At 72.0% G+C, this 14,895-nt stretch carries 15 protein-coding genes; 13 read left to right on the top strand and 2 right to left on the bottom strand.

The window, feature by feature from the left end:
- The first annotated feature begins 88 nt into the window (after positions 1-88).
- From EV386_RS12140 to EV386_RS12130, 3 genes are read left to right on the top strand one after another with little or no spacing between them, the layout of a single operon-like run.
- Positions 89-1,207 carry a lactonase family protein gene (locus EV386_RS12140; RefSeq protein WP_130415326.1) on the top strand — a complete coding sequence of 373 codons (1,119 nt, stop codon included), beginning with the start codon at positions 89-91 and terminating at the stop codon, positions 1,205-1,207.
- Entirely contained in the window at positions 1,204-2,508 is a 1,305-nt protein-coding gene (gene mshA / locus EV386_RS12135; protein WP_130415324.1) for a D-inositol-3-phosphate glycosyltransferase, read from the top strand. The genes EV386_RS12140 and mshA overlap by 4 nt, the downstream gene beginning before the upstream one ends.
- 23 nt (positions 2,509-2,531) lie before the next feature.
- Positions 2,532-2,966: a nitroreductase family deazaflavin-dependent oxidoreductase gene (locus tag EV386_RS12130; RefSeq protein WP_130415322.1), complete on the top strand. Its 435-nt coding sequence runs from the start codon at positions 2,532-2,534 to the stop codon at positions 2,964-2,966.
- A 98-nt stretch (positions 2,967-3,064) separates the two neighbouring features.
- Here EV386_RS12130 and EV386_RS12125 read toward each other — a convergent pair whose 3' ends face one another.
- Complete coding sequence (locus EV386_RS12125; protein WP_130415320.1) at positions 3,065-3,373, bottom strand: DUF1540 domain-containing protein; 309 nt, start codon at positions 3,371-3,373, stop codon at positions 3,065-3,067.
- Positions 3,374-3,649: 276 nt separating this feature from the next.
- Here EV386_RS12125 and EV386_RS12120 point away from each other — a divergent pair, with 276 nt between their 5' ends.
- Positions 3,650-4,390: a phosphoglyceromutase gene (locus EV386_RS12120; protein WP_130415318.1), complete on the top strand. Its 741-nt coding sequence runs from the start codon at positions 3,650-3,652 to the stop codon at positions 4,388-4,390.
- A 65-nt stretch (positions 4,391-4,455) separates the two neighbouring features.
- On the opposite strand, the gene phoU is transcribed toward EV386_RS12120, so the two are convergent.
- The gene (phoU, locus tag EV386_RS12115) at positions 4,456-5,115 is read right to left on the bottom strand and encodes a phosphate signaling complex protein PhoU (protein WP_130416914.1); all 660 of its coding nucleotides are present in this window, start codon (positions 5,113-5,115) and stop codon (positions 4,456-4,458) included.
- A gap of 191 nt (positions 5,116-5,306) precedes the next feature.
- Between phoU and EV386_RS12110 the strand changes: the two genes are divergently transcribed.
- The 9 genes from EV386_RS12110 to pstA (EV386_RS12070) all read left to right on the top strand — a co-directional run bounded on the left by EV386_RS12110 (position 5,307) and on the right by pstA (EV386_RS12070) (position 14,873).
- Positions 5,307-6,530 (top strand): sensor histidine kinase, encoded by a 1,224-nt coding sequence (locus EV386_RS12110; RefSeq protein WP_130415316.1) that lies wholly within the window; start codon positions 5,307-5,309, stop codon positions 6,528-6,530.
- Positions 6,527-7,246 carry a response regulator transcription factor gene (locus tag EV386_RS12105; RefSeq protein WP_130415314.1) on the top strand — a complete coding sequence of 240 codons (720 nt, stop codon included), beginning with the start codon at positions 6,527-6,529 and terminating at the stop codon, positions 7,244-7,246. The genes EV386_RS12110 and EV386_RS12105 overlap by 4 nt, the downstream gene beginning before the upstream one ends.
- A 319-nt stretch (positions 7,247-7,565) precedes the next feature.
- Positions 7,566-8,711 (top strand): phosphate ABC transporter substrate-binding protein PstS, encoded by a 1,146-nt coding sequence (locus tag EV386_RS12100; protein WP_207216529.1) that lies wholly within the window; start codon positions 7,566-7,568, stop codon positions 8,709-8,711.
- 30 nt (positions 8,712-8,741) lie between these two features.
- Positions 8,742-9,731 (top strand): phosphate ABC transporter permease subunit PstC, encoded by a 990-nt coding sequence (gene pstC / locus EV386_RS12095; protein WP_423218977.1) that lies wholly within the window; start codon positions 8,742-8,744, stop codon positions 9,729-9,731.
- The gene (gene pstA, locus EV386_RS12090) at positions 9,731-10,681 is read left to right on the top strand and encodes a phosphate ABC transporter permease PstA (protein WP_130415310.1); all 951 of its coding nucleotides are present in this window, start codon (positions 9,731-9,733) and stop codon (positions 10,679-10,681) included. Before pstC (EV386_RS12095) ends, pstA (EV386_RS12090) begins: the two co-directional genes overlap by 1 nt.
- Before the next feature lie 26 nt (positions 10,682-10,707).
- Positions 10,708-11,487, top strand: coding sequence for a phosphate ABC transporter ATP-binding protein PstB (pstB, locus tag EV386_RS12085; RefSeq protein WP_130415304.1), 780 nt, complete (start codon positions 10,708-10,710; stop codon positions 11,485-11,487).
- Between the two features lie 210 nt (positions 11,488-11,697).
- Positions 11,698-12,825 carry a phosphate ABC transporter substrate-binding protein PstS gene (gene pstS / locus EV386_RS12080; RefSeq protein ID WP_242607944.1) on the top strand — a complete coding sequence of 376 codons (1,128 nt, stop codon included), beginning with the start codon at positions 11,698-11,700 and terminating at the stop codon, positions 12,823-12,825.
- Positions 12,826-12,927: 102 nt separating this feature from the next.
- Positions 12,928-13,932, top strand: a complete 1,005-nt coding sequence (pstC, locus tag EV386_RS12075) for a phosphate ABC transporter permease subunit PstC (RefSeq protein WP_423218976.1) — start codon at positions 12,928-12,930, stop codon at positions 13,930-13,932.
- Positions 13,932-14,873 carry a phosphate ABC transporter permease PstA gene (gene pstA / locus EV386_RS12070; RefSeq protein WP_130415306.1) on the top strand — a complete coding sequence of 314 codons (942 nt, stop codon included), beginning with the start codon at positions 13,932-13,934 and terminating at the stop codon, positions 14,871-14,873. The genes pstC (EV386_RS12075) and pstA (EV386_RS12070) overlap by 1 nt, the downstream gene beginning before the upstream one ends.
- The last annotated feature ends 22 nt before the right edge of the window (positions 14,874-14,895 follow it).

The following is a 14,895-nucleotide window of genomic DNA, read 5'->3' as shown; positions in this document are numbered from 1 at the left end:
TCGCCGCCGTTTCGCGTCACAGGCCATTCCTCGCTCCGGTGCGGACAGCGGCCCGGAGCGTGGACAGTCGCGGCCTACCCTTTCCCTCATGACCGCCGTCGCGCCGCACACCCTGTGGGTGGGGTCCTATCCCGCCGTGGGCGCGAGCGCTGGATCGGGTGAGGGCGTCTGGTCGCTCGACGTCGGCGCCGATGGCCGGTTCGGGCGCCCGCGGCTCGCGGCGACGTCGCCCGCGCCGTCGTTCCTCGCCCTGCACCCCTCGGGGCGCACGCTCTACGCGGTCGCCGAGGACGCGCCCGGGACGGTCAGCGCGTTCCCCCTCTCGCCCGACGGCGCCCTCGGAGCCCCGGTGGTGCTCGCCTCGGGTGGGGCGTTCGGGTGCCACGTGCTCGCGCTGGCGCACACCCTGTGGATCGCCCACTACGGCGACGGCGTCGCCGCAGCCGTTCCGCTCGACCCGGCGACGGGCGCCCTGGCCGGGGACGCCGTGCGGTTCGCGGGCGGCGGGTCGGGGCCACAGGCCGACCGCCAGGAGGGCCCGCACGCGCACTTCGTCGCGGCCCGCGGCGAGGACGTCCTTGTCGCGGACCTCGGGGCGGACACGCTGCGGCGCTACCCGGCGCGCGTCGCCGGACCCCGGCGCCGCCCGACGGCGCCCGCTGTCGCCGCGCGTCTGCCAGGCGGCGCCGGCCCGCGCCACCTGGTCGAGCTGCCGGGCGGCGCCCTGGTCGTCGTCGGCGAGCTCGACGCGCGCCTGCACCTGCTCCTGCCCGCGGCGGGCGGGTGGACTCCGGTCGCCGCAACCCCGGTCACCGCAACCCCGGTCGTGGCCGGTGCGCGCGCGCCCGCGGGGCTGCCAGCGTCGTCACCGCCAGGGCCGAGCCCGTCGCACATCGCGCTCACGGGTGACCTGCTGACCGTGGGCGTCCGCGGCGACGACGTGCTCTCGACGCACCGCGTCCGGGTCGGCGACGACGGCGTGCCCGCGCTCGACCCGCTCGCCGACATCGCGCTCGGCGCCGGCGCGTGCCCGCGCCACCACGCCGTGCTGGGGCAGTGCGCGCACGGGCGTCTGCTCGTCGTCGTGGCCCGGCAGGGCGCCGGCGACCTCGCGGCGGTGCTGGTCGACCCGGTCACGGGCGCCGGCGAGGTCACGGACGCCGTCGCGTTGCCGACACCGCCCGCCTGTGTGCTGGAGGCCGCATGAGCGACGTCGGGGCGGCGCGCACGCCGCGCGTGGCCATGCTCTCGGTCCACACCAGCCCGCTCGATCAGCCCGGCACGGGCGACGCGGGCGGCATGAACGTCTACGTGCTCGACCTGGCGCGCGCGCTGGCCCGGCGCGGCGCCGAGGTCGAGATCTTCACGCGCGCCACGAGTTCGGCGCAGCCCCTGGTGGTCGACGTGCAGCCCGGCGTGCGCGTCCTGCACGTGCCGGCGGGGCCGTTCGAGGGCCTCGACAAGAACGACCTGCCCGGCCAGCTCTGCGCGTTCACGGCGGGTGTGCTGCGCGCCGAGGCGCACCGGCCCGAGGGTTGGTACGACGTCGTGCACACGCACTACTGGCTGTCGGGGCAGGCCGGGTGGCTGGCCGCCGAACGCTGGGACGTGCCCCTGGTCCACACCATGCACACCATGGCGCGCATCAAGAACGCGGCGCTCGCCCCCGGGGACACGCCCGAGCCCGCGGGCCGGATCATCGGCGAGGAGCAGGTGGCGGGCGAGGCGGACGCGCTGATCGCGAGCACGCGCGAGGAGGCCGACGACCTGGTGCGCGAGTACGGCGCCGAGCCCGAGCGGGTGCATGTGGTCGCCCCCGGCGTGGACCTCGACGCGTTCACCCCGATCGGCGGGCAGACTCCCGACGCCGTCGCCGCGGTGCGACGCGCGCTGCGCACGGGTCTCGCCCTGCCCACCGACGCGCCGTTGGTGCTGTTCGCGGGTCGCGTGCAACTCCTCAAGGGGCCGGACGTGCTGGTCCGCGCGCTCGCGCGGCTCGATCCCGCGGTGCGGCTCGTCGTGCTGGGTGGCGCGAGCGGCCGCCCGACCGCGGTGCGCGAGCTGGAGGCGCTGGCCCACCAGTACGGGGTGCGCGACCGGCTGATCGTGCGCCCGCCCGTCTCCCGCGCGGCGCTGGGCGACTGGTTCCGGGCGGCCGACGTCGTCGCCGTGCCGTCGCACAGCGAGTCGTTCGGGCTCGTGGCGGCCGAGGCGCAGGCGTGTGGCACGCCCGTGGTGGCCGCCGCCGTCGGCGGCCTGCGCACCGTGGTGCGCGACGACGTCTCGGGGGTGCTGGTCGAGGGTCACGACCCCGCGCTCTGGGCGCGCGAGCTGGGCGCGCTGCTGCGCGACGACGCGCGCCGGGCGCGGCTGGCGGCTGGCGCCCGCGCGGCGGCGAGCCGCTTCGGCTGGGACGCGACGGCGTCGGCGGTCCTGGACGTCTACGACCAGGCCCGCAAGTCCCGCCAGGCGCGGCTGGCGGCACAGCGGGCGCTGCGCGAGTCATGACGCGCGTGGCGCATGATGGGCGTATGCCTCTGCACGGTGACTACATCCCCAGCCCGCGCGAGCGCTCGCGCGCCCAGGTCGAGCGGTTCGAGCGGTCCGGCGGCGCCGAGGGCAACACGCTCGAGGGTCGCCCCGTCATCATCCTCACGACCGTCGGCGCGGTGACCGGCGCCTTGCGCAAGACCCCGCTCATGCGCGTCGAGCACGACGGCGCCTACGCCGTCGTCGCCTCGATGGGCGGCGCCCCGCGCCACCCCGTCTGGTACCACAACATCGTCGCCAACCCGCGGGTCGAGCTCCAGGACGTCGACGGCAAGCACGAGTACATCGCTCACGAGGCGCACGGCGCCGAGCGTGAGGAGTGGTGGGAGCGGGCCGTGGCCACGTGGCCGCCGTATGCGCAATACGTGCTCAAGACCGACCGCGTCATTCCGGTCTTTGTGCTTGAGCGCGCCTGACCGCGCGCGACGGCGCAGCCCGCGCGTCCCGCGGACGCCGGCGCTCCAGACATGACGATCGGGCGCGCCCGGTGCGGCGCGCCCGATCGTGTGACGGGTCAGCGGGCCTGGAACGTCAGGCAGTCGGCGTGGTCCAGCCCCTGGGGGCCGGCGCCGACGCGGATCGACGGCGCCATGCACTCCAGGGCGGTGTTGAACGCGCAGTCGGTGCGCTGGCAGGCGCCGACGTGCGCGAGCACCTTCGCGAGCCCGCCCTTGGTGTCCAGCGGGACAAAGGTGGCGCACGAGGCGTCGCCCACGTGGCCGGCGATCGTCACCGCGCCGGCGTGGCAGCCGTGGTCGTGGTTGTAGCCGCATCCGTCCACCGTGCACTCGGTGACCGCGGGCAGATCCTGCAGCGTGCTCATCTGTGGTCCTCTCGTCGATCGGATCGCCGTGAGGCCCTGGCGGGGGCCGGACCGGTGGCGTACATCCCCAGAATAGCGCCCTTATCGCATTGTTGCGAGATGGGAAATGGATTCTTGGGAAAGTAAGGAACCCCTTACCGAAGCATTTCAGAATAACGAAAGAATCGCGTTGCGATAATCCATGCCGGGCGGGCCAGGCCCGGATCGCGCGCCAGGGAGCCCTGGCGGACGCCACCCGCGCGCGTGGTCAGGCCATGAGGGGGCAAGATGGGGGACATGACCTACACCCTTGTGCTGCTCCGCCACGGCGAGAGCGAGTGGAACGCCAAGAACCTGTTCACCGGCTGGGTCGACGTGGCCCTGTCCGAGAAGGGCCGCGGGGAGGCCAGCCGCGGCGGCGACCTCCTCAAGGAGGCGGGAGTCTCGCCCGACGTCGTGCACACCTCGCTGCTGCGCCGCGCCATCATGACCGCGAACCTGGCCCTCGACACCGCCGACCGTCACTGGATCCCCGTCAAGCGCTCGTGGCGCCTCAACGAGCGCCACTACGGCGCCCTGCAGGGCAAGGACAAGAAGCAGATCCGGGACGAGTACGGCGAGGAGCAGTTCATGCTCTGGCGCCGCTCCTACGACGTGCCGCCGCCGGACATCGAGCTCGGCTCCGAGTGGTCGCAGGACGCGGACGTCCGCTACGCGGGCGAGCCGATCCCGCGCGCCGAGGCCCTCAAGCAGGTCCTCGCCCGCGCGCTGCCCTACTGGGAGGGTGAGATCGTCCCCGACCTCAAGGCCGGCAAGACGGTGCTCGTCGCCGCGCACGGCAACTCGCTGCGCGCGATCATCAAGCACCTCGACAACGTGGACGACTCGACCATCGCGGGCCTCAACGTCCCCACGGGCATCCCGCTGCTCTACGAGCTCGACGAGGAGACGCTCGCGCCGACCGTCCCGGGCGGCACGTACCTCGACCCGGAGGCGGCCAAGGAGGCCATCGCCGCGGTCGCCAACCAGGGCAAGTAGTCCGGGCTCAACCGTCGAGAACGGCGCCGCACCCCGCGCGGGGTGCGGCGCCGTTCGTCGTTCGCTCAGGCGTGCGGGCTGGCGTCCTCGACGTCGCCCGTCACCAGGAACACGATGCGCCGCGCGATCGACGTCGCGTGGTCGCCGAAGCGCTCCAGGTAGCGGCCCACGAGCGTGATGTCGACGGCCTCCTGCGTGGTGCCGTCCCACTCAGGCGCCAGCAGGGTCGCGAACGTCTGCTGGTGCAGGTCGTCGAGCACGTCGTCGTTCTTCTCGATCTCGCCCGCCAGGCCCAGGTCGCGCGTGCGCAGCAGCGTGGCGACCTCGGAGGCGACAGCGGCGGCGGCGGCCGCCATCGCGGCGAAGGTCGGCTCGGCCGTCGCGCGGATCGCGTGCGCCGGGTAGCGCCCACGGGCCACCTCGGCGACGTGCCGCGCCAGGTCGCCCATGCGCTCAAGCGTCGCGCTCATGCGCAGTGCGCTGACGACGATGCGCAGGTCGGTGGCGACCGGCGCCTGCTGGGCGAGCAGGTGGACGCACCGCTCGTCGAGCTCGCGCTGGAGGGCGTCGATCTCGTGGTCGGCGGCGATGACCTCCTGGGCGAGCTGAAGGTCCGCCTCCAAGAGAGCCTTACCGGCGCGTGTCACGGCGGACTCGACCATGCGGCTCATCTGGACCAGGTCGTCGCCGACCTGGCGCAGTTCGGCGTCGAAGATCTCTCGCATCTGCTTCCTCTCCACGTGCGCCCGATCCCTGGCATGCGTCGAGGACGCCGGGGCGCTTGCTCCACCGTCTCACGGGCTCAGGGGCCTTCAGATGAACTCTAGGGGCCGTGTCGGTGAACAACAGCCGACGGCCCGCGCCCTGAGCGGTGCGACGGCGCTGAGGGCACGTGCGGCCCGCATACGCTGGGCATGTGGAAGGTATCAATCCGGGGGTCTCGACGGTCGTCGTCGGCCTGCTCGGCCTGGTCGTCGGGGCGATCGCGGTGCTCGCGTTCCACCTGTCCGACCGGGAGCAACGGCGCGTCCCGCCCCGCCCGGAGCCTGACCTCGACGACGGACTGGTGCGCGTGCTGTCGGTGCTGCGCTCGGCCGCCGTCGTGCTCGACGCCGACGACGACGTGCTGCGCGCCTCGCCGCCCGCCTACGCGCTCGGCATCGTGCGCAACGACGCGTTGGTGCATCCGGCGGTGCGCGACCTGGTCGCGGCGGTGCGCCGCGACGGCGTCATCCGTGAGCAGGAGCTTGAGCTGCCGCGCGGGCCGATCGGGTCGGGCACGGTGCTGCTGCAGGTGCGCGTGGCGCCACTGGGCGTCGAGCGCATGCTCGTGCTCGCCGACGACCGCACCGAGGCGCGCCGCGTCGAGGCGATCCGCCGCGACTTCGTCGTCAACGTGTCGCACGAGCTCAAGACGCCGGTCGGCGCCATCGCGCTGCTGGCCGAGACCGTCGCCGACGCGGCCGACGACCCCGTCGCGGTGCGCCGCTTCACCGAGCGCATGCAGCGCGAGGCCCAACGCCTGTCCGCGCTGGTGCACGAGATCATCGAGCTGTCGCGCCTGCAGGCCACGGGAGCGCTGTCCGACGTGCGCACCGTGGGCGTGTCCGACGTCGTGGCCGAGGCGGTCGACCGGGCGCGCACCACCGCGGCGGCCAAGAACATCGTCATCACCGTGGGCGGCGGCAAGGACGCGCTCGTGTACGGCGACCACAACCTGCTGGTCACGGCGGTGCGCAACCTGCTCGACAACGCGGTCGCGTACTCGGGGTCCAACACGCGCGTCGGCGTGGGCGTGACCGAGCGCGGCGGGCTCGTCGAGATCGCCGTCGTGGACCAGGGGGTCGGCATCGCCCAGAGCGAGCAGGACCGGGTGTTCGAGCGGTTCTACCGCGTCGACCCGGCGCGCTCGCGCGACACCGGCGGCACGGGTCTGGGCCTGTCGATCGTCAAACACGTCGCGGCCGACCACGGCGGCGACGTCCAGATGTGGTCGGAGCCCGGCAAGGGCTCGACCTTCACGCTGCGCATCCCGGCGGCCGACGTGCCGTCCGCGCAGCCGGCCGCGCTCGACGCGGTCGCCCGCTCAGACCAGACACCTGCGGTGACGCAGGCGACATCGAAGGAGGTGGATGCGTGACGCGCATCCTCGTGGTTGAGGACGAGGAGTCCTATCGGGACCCGCTGACCTACCAGCTCACGCGCGAGGGCTTCGACGTCGTCGAGGCGGCGAGCGGCCTGGAGGCGCTGGAGAGGTTCGACGCCGGCGGCGCCGACCTGGTGCTGCTCGACCTCATGCTCCCGGGGCTGTCGGGCACCGAGGTGTGCCGCCAACTGCGGCTGCGCAGCGACGTGCCGGTCATCATGCTCACCGCCAAGGACACCGAGATCGACAAGGTCGTGGGCCTGGAGCTCGGCGCCGACGACTACATGACCAAGCCGTACTCGTTCCGCGAGCTGCTCGCGCGCATGCGCGCGGTGATGCGCCGGCGTGTGCCGGTCGCGGTCGAGGCCGGGCACGCGGCGCCCGTGGACGACGACGATGAGGGCGTGCTCGAGGTCGGCCCCGTGCGCATGGACGTCGACCGGCACACCGTCATGGTCGACGGCGCCCCGGTGGCGCTGCCGCTCAAGGAGTTCGACCTGCTCGAACTGCTGCTGCGCAACGCCGGGCGCGTGCTCACGCGCGGGCAGCTCATCGACCGGGTGTGGGGTCCCGACTACGTCGGGGACACCAAGACGCTCGACGTCCACGTCAAGCGCATCCGCGCCAAGGTCGAGCCCGACCCGGGCGCGCCGCGCTACCTGCTGACGGTCCGGGGCCTGGGCTACAAGCTCGCCGACGACGAGGGGTGAGCCCGCGCGCGGCGGAGCTTCAGGCCAACCGGACCGCCAGGCCACGGGCACGGGAGCGGGCGCGGGCGTAGGCTCGTCGCGGACCGAGGCTGACGCGCTCGGGTCGCGTGTGCGGGCGCGGTCCGACCGACGTCGACGCCGAGCAGCCAGCCCGTGCGCCACCGCGTCGGTCCAGGTCAGGGGTGCTTCGGCCCCGGCGTCGTGATCGCGCGTTCACCTGCTGTTCACCTTCCGGCTAGAGCGGGTCTTCTCGAACGCCTACGTTCGGATCGGCGCCGGGTCTCCGGCGTGCTCACGTGTGAACGGGATGGATCGCCCTGTGAAGCTCACCCGCGTGCCTCGCGCAGCCGCCGCCGTGCTGGCCGGCGCGCTCGCGCTGACCCTGGCCGGCTGCGGCTCCGACGACCCCATCGGCCGTTCGCCCAACGCCGCGGTCCGCGCGATGGCCGGCGACGGCCCCGCCGCGGGCTCGACGACGTCGGTCGCCGGCACCTTCTCCGGCGCCGGCGCCTCGTCGATCGAGGCGGCCATGGACGCCTGGCGCGCCCAGTTCCAGAACCTGAACCCCGCCGCGACGGTCAACTACGACCCGGTCGGCTCGGGCGGCGGGCGCCGCCAGTTCATCGCGGGCGGCGCCGTGTTCGCGGGATCGGACAACGTGCTCTCGGCCGACGAGATCGACCAGTCACGCGCCGTGTGCGGCCCCGAGGGCGCCATCGACCTGCCGGTCTACATCTCGCCGATCGCCGTCGCGTTCAACCTGCCCGGGATCGACACGGTCAACCTGTCGCCCGACGTCATGGCCCGCATCTTCGCCGGTGACCTGCGGCGCTGGGACGACCCGGCGATCGCGGCCGACAACCCCGGCCTGGACCTGCCCGACCTGGCGATCACGCCCGTGCACCGCTCGGACGACTCGGGCACCACCGCGAACTTCGTCGACTACCTCGCCGCCGTCGCCCCCGACGTGTGGACCTGGGACGTGTCGGGCGTGTGGCCGCTGACGGGCGGCGACTCGGCCCAGGGCACCTCGGGCGTGGTCAACGCCGTCCAACAGACCGTGGGCGCCATCACCTACGCCGACGCCTCACGCGTGGGCGACCTGGGCACCGCGGCGGTCCTGGTCGGCGGGCAGTGGGTGAAGTTCTCCGCGCAGGGGGCCGCGACCGCCGTCGACGTCTCGCCGCTGCTCGAGGGACGCCACGAGCACGACATGGCGATCGCGCTCGACCGCGCCACCGACGTCGCCGGGGCCTACCCGCTGCTGCTCGTCTCCTATGCCGTCGTGTGCCTGGAGTACGAGACTGAGGCTGACGCGGAGTTCGTCCGCGAGTTCATGGGATTCATCGTCTCGGACGCCGGGCAGCAGATCGCCGCGCAGGTCGCCGGCTCGGCCCCGATCTCCGCCGAGCTGGCCGCGGGCATCCGCGCCTCGCTGGCCTCCATCACCCACCGTGCCGGCTGACCGCCGCCGCCATCGCGAGCGAGGAGCATCGTGACGACCACCGCCAGCCCGCCCCCCCTGACCGGCGGGAGTCCGCGACGCCGCGGCCGGGGCGCCGAGCGCGGCTTCAGCCGAGGATTCCGCTGGATCTCCACGGGATCGGGCATCGTGCTGCTCGTCGTCCTGGCCGCCGTCGCGATCTTCCTGGTGCAGCAGGCGATGCCGGCGCTGACGGCGGGCTCCGACGAGCTGGTCGCGCAGAACGTGCTGCCCCAGGGCATGACGAGCCTGTGGCAGCTCATCGTGCCGCTCGTCTTCGGCACCCTGGTCGCCGCGCTGCTCGCCCTGGTCATCGCGACGCCGATCGCCGTCGGCATCGCGCTGTACATCTCGCACTACGCGCCGCGGCGTGTGTCGGCCGCGGTCGGCTACCTCGTCGACCTGCTCGCCGCGATCCCCTCGGTCGTCTACGGCCTGTGGGGTGGCATGACGCTGGCCCCGGTGATCCGCGTGGTGTGGAGCTGGATCGCGCAGGCGCTGAGTGTGCTGCCGTTCTGGGACGTGCGCGCCACCGCCACCGGACGCTCGGTCGCCACCGCGAGCGTCGTCCTGGCGGTCATGATCCTGCCGATCATCACGGCCGTGTCGCGTGAGGTGTTCAAGCAGACGCCGCGCCTGCACGAGGAGGCCGCGCTCGCGCTCGGCGCCACCGAGTGGGAGGTCATCAAGACGGCGGTGCTGCCCTTCGGGCGCTCGGGCGTCATCTCGGCCGCGATGCTGGGCCTGGGGCGCGCGCTGGGCGAGACCATGGCCGTGCTGATGATCCTGTCGCCCGGCATCCTGGTGTCCTTCCAGATCTTCGACGCCGGGCAGCAGCAGACCATCGCCGCGTTCATCGCGAGCCAGTTCCCCGAGGCCGCCGGCCTGCGGGTCAACGTGCTCATCGCCACGGGCCTGGCGCTGTTCGTCATCACGATGCTGGTCAACATGGCGGCGCGCTGGATCGTCTCGCGCCGCAAGGACTTCTCGGGAGCCAACTGATGACCACCCCCGAAGCCACCCTCGCCTCGAGCGACGAGGTGCGAGCCCTGCTCAGCACCGTCGACGTCTCGCGCCGCCGCGTCAACCGCGTCATGAAGGGCCTGGTCTACTCGGCCTTCGCGGTCGCGATGATCCCGCTGGTCTGGCTGCTTTACACCGTCGTCGTGCGCGGCGTCGTGCGCCTGTCGCCGTACTTCCTGACCGTCTCGATGCGCGGCGTCTTCGGCGGGCTCGACGCCGGCGGCGTCTACCACGCCATGGTCGGCACGCTGGTCATCACCCTGTCGGCGACGGTCATCTCGGTGCCCATCGGCCTGTTCACCGCGATCTACCTGGTCGAGTACGGCAAGGGACCCCTGGCGCGCGCGCTGACGTTCTTCGTCGACGTCATGACGGGCATCCCCTCGATCGTCGCGGGCCTGTTCTCCTTCACGCTCTTCTCGCTGTTCTTCGGGCCGGGCGTGCGCCTGGGCATCGCCGCCGCCGTGGCCGTCTCGGTGCTGATGATCCCCGTGGTGGTGCGCTCGTGCGAGGAGATGCTGCGGCTGGTGCCCAACGAGCTGCGCGAGGCGGCCCTCGCCCTGGGCGTGCCCCGCTGGCTGACCATCGTCAAGGTGGTGCTGCGCACCTCGATCGCCGGCATCACCACCGGCGTCCTGCTGGCGATCGCGCGCGTCATCGGTGAGACGGCGCCCATCCTCATCACCGCGGGCTTCGCGGACTCCGTCAACGCCAACCCCTTCTCCGGGCGCATGATGACGCTGCCGGTGTTCATCTACACGCAGTACCGCGTGGGCCTGGTCCCGTGCGCCGCGGGCGACCCGACGTGCGTCCCCGACATCAACTTCCTGCGCGCTTGGGCGGCTGCGTTGGTGTTGATTGTCATTGTGGTGATTTTGAATCTGGTGGGTCGTTTGGTGACCCGTGTGTTCGCGCCGAAGTTGCGCTGAGCGGGCTGAGAGAGAGTGTGGTTGTGATGTCCCAGCGCATTGATGTGAAGGACTTGAACATCTTCTACGGTGACTTCCTCGCGGTGGCGGGGGTGTCGATGGGGATCGAGCCGAGGTCGGTGACGGCGTTCATCGGTCCGTCGGGGTGTGGGAAGTCGACGTTCCTGCGGACGTTGAACCGGATGCATGAGGTGATTCCGGGGGCGCGTGTGGAGGGGAAGGTCGAGTTGGAGGGTGTCGACCTGTATGGGCCGGCGGTGGACCCGGTGGCGGTGCGGCGGAATGTGGGGATGGTGTTCCAGCGTCCGAACCCGTTCCCGACGATGTCGATCCGGGACAACGTGTTGGCGGGGGTGAAGCTGAACAACAAGCGGATCGCGCGGTCGGACGCGGATGAGCTGGTGGAGCGGTCGTTGCGGGGCGCGAATCTGTGGAACGAGGTCAAGGACCGGTTGGAGAAGCCGGGGTCGGGGCTGTCGGGTGGTCAGCAGCAGCGGTTGTGCATCGCGCGGGCGATCGCGGTCAAGCCGCAGGTGTTGTTGATGGATGAGCCGTGTTCGGCGTTGGATCCGATCTCGACGTTGGCGATCGAGGATCTGATCCAGGAGTTGAAGTCGGACTACACGATCGTGATCGTGACGCACAACATGCAGCAGGCGGCGCGGGTGAGTGACAAGACGGCGTTCTTCAATATCGCGGGGACGGGCAAGCCGGGTCGGTTGATCGAGATGGATGAGACCGCGGCGATCTTCTCGGCTCCGAAGGAGAAGGCGACCGAGGACTACGTCTCGGGCCGCTTCGGCTGACCGGGCCGGGCGCGGCGGGGGTCTCGACAGGCTCGACCGCCCGGGGGTGAGCCCGCGCTGCGATGGTGTCGCGCGTCACGAGGCCTGCCACCGTCTGTTCATCCCCTGTTTACCCGTTGTCGGGGACGGGGCCACTTTGCGTGCCTAACGTCCCAGACGACGTCGGCACGCAGTCGGCGCGACAGACGTGTGAACAGGATGGATAGACACGTGAAGCTCAGCCGCATCTCCCGCGCTGGTACGGCCGTCATCGTCGGCGCGCTCGCGCTGACCCTCGCTGCTTGTGGCTCGGACAACCCGACGGGCGACGCCACCGGCGACGCCACGAACGACGCGGCCGCGTCGCCTGCGGCCGCGATCTCCGGCACGTTCGCCGGCGCCGGCTCGTCGGCCCAGGCCAACGCCATCAAGGCGTGGACCGCCGCGTTCCAGAGCGACAACCCCGACGTCACCATCAACTACGACGACTCGGGCTCGGGCGCCGGTCGCGAGCAGTTCATCGCCGGCGGCCTCGCCTGGGCGGGCTCGGACTCGGCCCTGAAGGACGAGGAGATCGAGGCCTCGCAGACCTTCTGCGGCGCCGACGGCGCGATCAACATCCCGGTCTACATCTCCCCGATCGCGATCGCCTACAACCTGCCGGGCGTCGCGGACCTCAACCTCTCGGCCGAGAACATCGCCAAGATCTTCACCGGCGCCATCACCACGTGGGACGACCCGGCCATCGTCGCCGACAACCCCGACGCGAGCCTGCCGGCCACCGCCATCACGCCCGTGCACCGCTCGGACAAGTCGGGCACGACCAACAACTTCACCGACTGGCTGCACGCCAACGCCGGTGACATCTGGACCGACGAGAAGAACGACGCCTGGCCGCTGCAGGGTGGCGACTCGGCGCAGGGCACCTCGGGTGTCGCGGGCGTCCTGTCGCAGACCGAGGGCTCGGTCGGCTACATCGACGAGTCGGGCGTGACGCCGGACCTCAACATCGCGAAGATCAAGGTCGGCGACACGTTCACCGCCCTGACCCCCGAGGGCGCCGCGGCCGTCGTGTCCGCCTCGCCGCTGGTCGAGGGCCGCAGCGCCAACGACGTCTCGGTCCAGATCGACCGCACCGCCACGGCCGAGGGCGACTACCCGCTGCTGCTCGTCTCGTACGCGATCGCCTGCCAGAACTACTCGGACGCCGCGACGGGTGAGTTCGCCCAGGCGTGGCTGAGCTTCATCGTCTCGCCCGAGGCGCAGGACATCGCCGCGCAGGCCGCCGGGTCGGCCCCGCTCGCCGGCGAGATCGCCGACAAGGCCGCTGCCGCCGCCGCGTCCATCACGGTCGGCTGACGCCGTCCTCACCTCAACCGCGGCCGCCGGTGGCCGGCAGGTGTCCCCGTGGCGCCTGCCGACCACCGGCACCGCCGTGTCGGCCGAACGGGAGTCAGTCACGTGACCACCATCGACAGCCCGCCGCAGCCGGGCTCCGTCGCCGCGAAGCGGTCACGGCGCCGCATGCGCCACCGGGACACCGAGCGCGGCTTCTCGCGGGTCTTCCGCGCGATCGCCACCGGGGCGGGTGTGCTGCTGCTGCTCGTCCTGGCGGCGGTCGCGCTCTTCCTCGTGGTCCGCGGCTGGGCCGCGCTCACGGCGAGCGACGAGCAGCTGCAGGCGACCGGCGGGTTGCCGGCGGGGTTCACCAACCTCGCCGAGTACATCGGGCCGCTGATCTTCGGCACGCTGCTCGCGGCGATCCTGGCCCTCGCGCTCGCGACGCCGGTCGCCGTCGGCATCGCGCTGTTCGTCTCGCACTACGCGCCGCGGCGCCTGGGCGGCGCCGTCGGCTTCGTCATCGACCTGCTCGCCGCGATCCCGTCGGTCGTCTTCGGACTGTGGGGTGTGCAGACCCTCGCGCCGGTGATCGCGCCGGTGTGGAGGTGGATCGCCAACGCGCTCAGCCTGCTGCCGGGCGTGAGCGTCGAGTACACGCCCACAGGCCGCGCCCTGGCGACGACGTCGGTGGTGCTCGCGATCATGATCCTGCCGATCATCACGGCCGTGTCGCGCGAGGTGTTCAAGCAGACCCCCCGCCTGCACGAGGAGGCCGCGCTCGCGCTCGGCGCCACGCGGTGGGAGGTGGTGCGCACCGCCGTGCTGCCGTTCGGGCGCTCGGGCGTCATCTCGGCCGCGATGCTGGGCCTGGGGCGTGCGCTGGGCGAGACCATGGCCGTGCTCATGATCCTGTCGCCCGGCCTGGGCTACTCGCTGCAGATCTTCGCCGCGGGCAAGCACACGACCATCGCCGCCAACATCGCCGCCAACTTCCCGGAGGCGAGCGGTCTGGCGGTCAACACCCTCATCGCCACCGGCCTGGCGCTGTTCGTCATCACGCTGGCCGTCAACATGGCCGCGCGCGCGATCGTCGCGCGCCGCAAGGACTTCTCGGGAGCCAACTGATGAGCGCCGTCACCGAGTCGAGCCTCGCCACGCAAGCCCTCCTGGCGGGGGGCGACAAGCGCCGCAAGCGCACCGACCGCACCATGACCGCGCTGGTCTGGGCCGCGTTCGTGCTGGCGGCGGCGCCCCTGGTGTCGCTGCTGTACACCGTCATCGTCAAGGGCCTGAGCCGGCTCAACGCCGACTTCCTGCTGTTCTCGATGCGCAACGTCTACGGCGGCATGGACGCGGGCGGCGCCTACCACGCCATCATCGGCACGCTGCTGATCACGCTCGGCGCCGCGATCATCTCGGTGCCCATCGGCCTGCTCGTGGCCGTCTACCTGGTCGAGTACGGCCGCGGCGTGCTGGCCCGATCGGTCACGTTCTTCGTCGACGTCATGACGGGCATCCCCTCGATCGTCGCGGGCCTGTTCGCCTTCGCGCTGTTCGCGATCTTCTTCGGGCCCGGAATCCGCCTGGGCGTCATGGGGTCGGTGGCCCTGTCGGTGCTCATGACACCCGTGGTGGTGCGCTCGTGCGAGGAGATGCTGCGGCTGGTGCCCAACGAGCTGCGCGAGGCGTCCTACGCGCTCGGCGTGCCGAAGTGGCTGACCATCGTCAAGGTGGTGCTGCGCACCTCGGTGGCGGGCCTGACCACGGGCATCCTGCTGGCGGTCGCGCGCGTCATCGGCGAGACGGCGCCGCTGCTGATCGTGGCGGGCTCCACCTCGTCGATCAACTTCGACATGTTCTCCGGGCGCATGATGACGCTGCCGGTGTTCATCTTCGACCAGTACAAGGCCGGCCCCGTGCCGTGCCGAGCAGGCGTCGCCGACTGCCTGACGAACATCAACTTCGACCGCGCTTGGGCGGCTGCGTTGGTGTTGATTGTCATTGTGGTGATTTTGAATCTGGTGGGTCGTTTGGTGACCCGTGTGTTCGCGCCGAAGTTGCGCTGAGCGGGCTGAGAGAGAGTGTGGT

The organism is Xylanimonas ulmi, from assembly GCF_004216535.1.
Lineage (GTDB): Bacteria > Actinomycetota > Actinomycetes > Actinomycetales > Cellulomonadaceae > Xylanimonas > Xylanimonas ulmi.
This window is presented reverse-complemented; position numbering and strand designations above follow the sequence as displayed.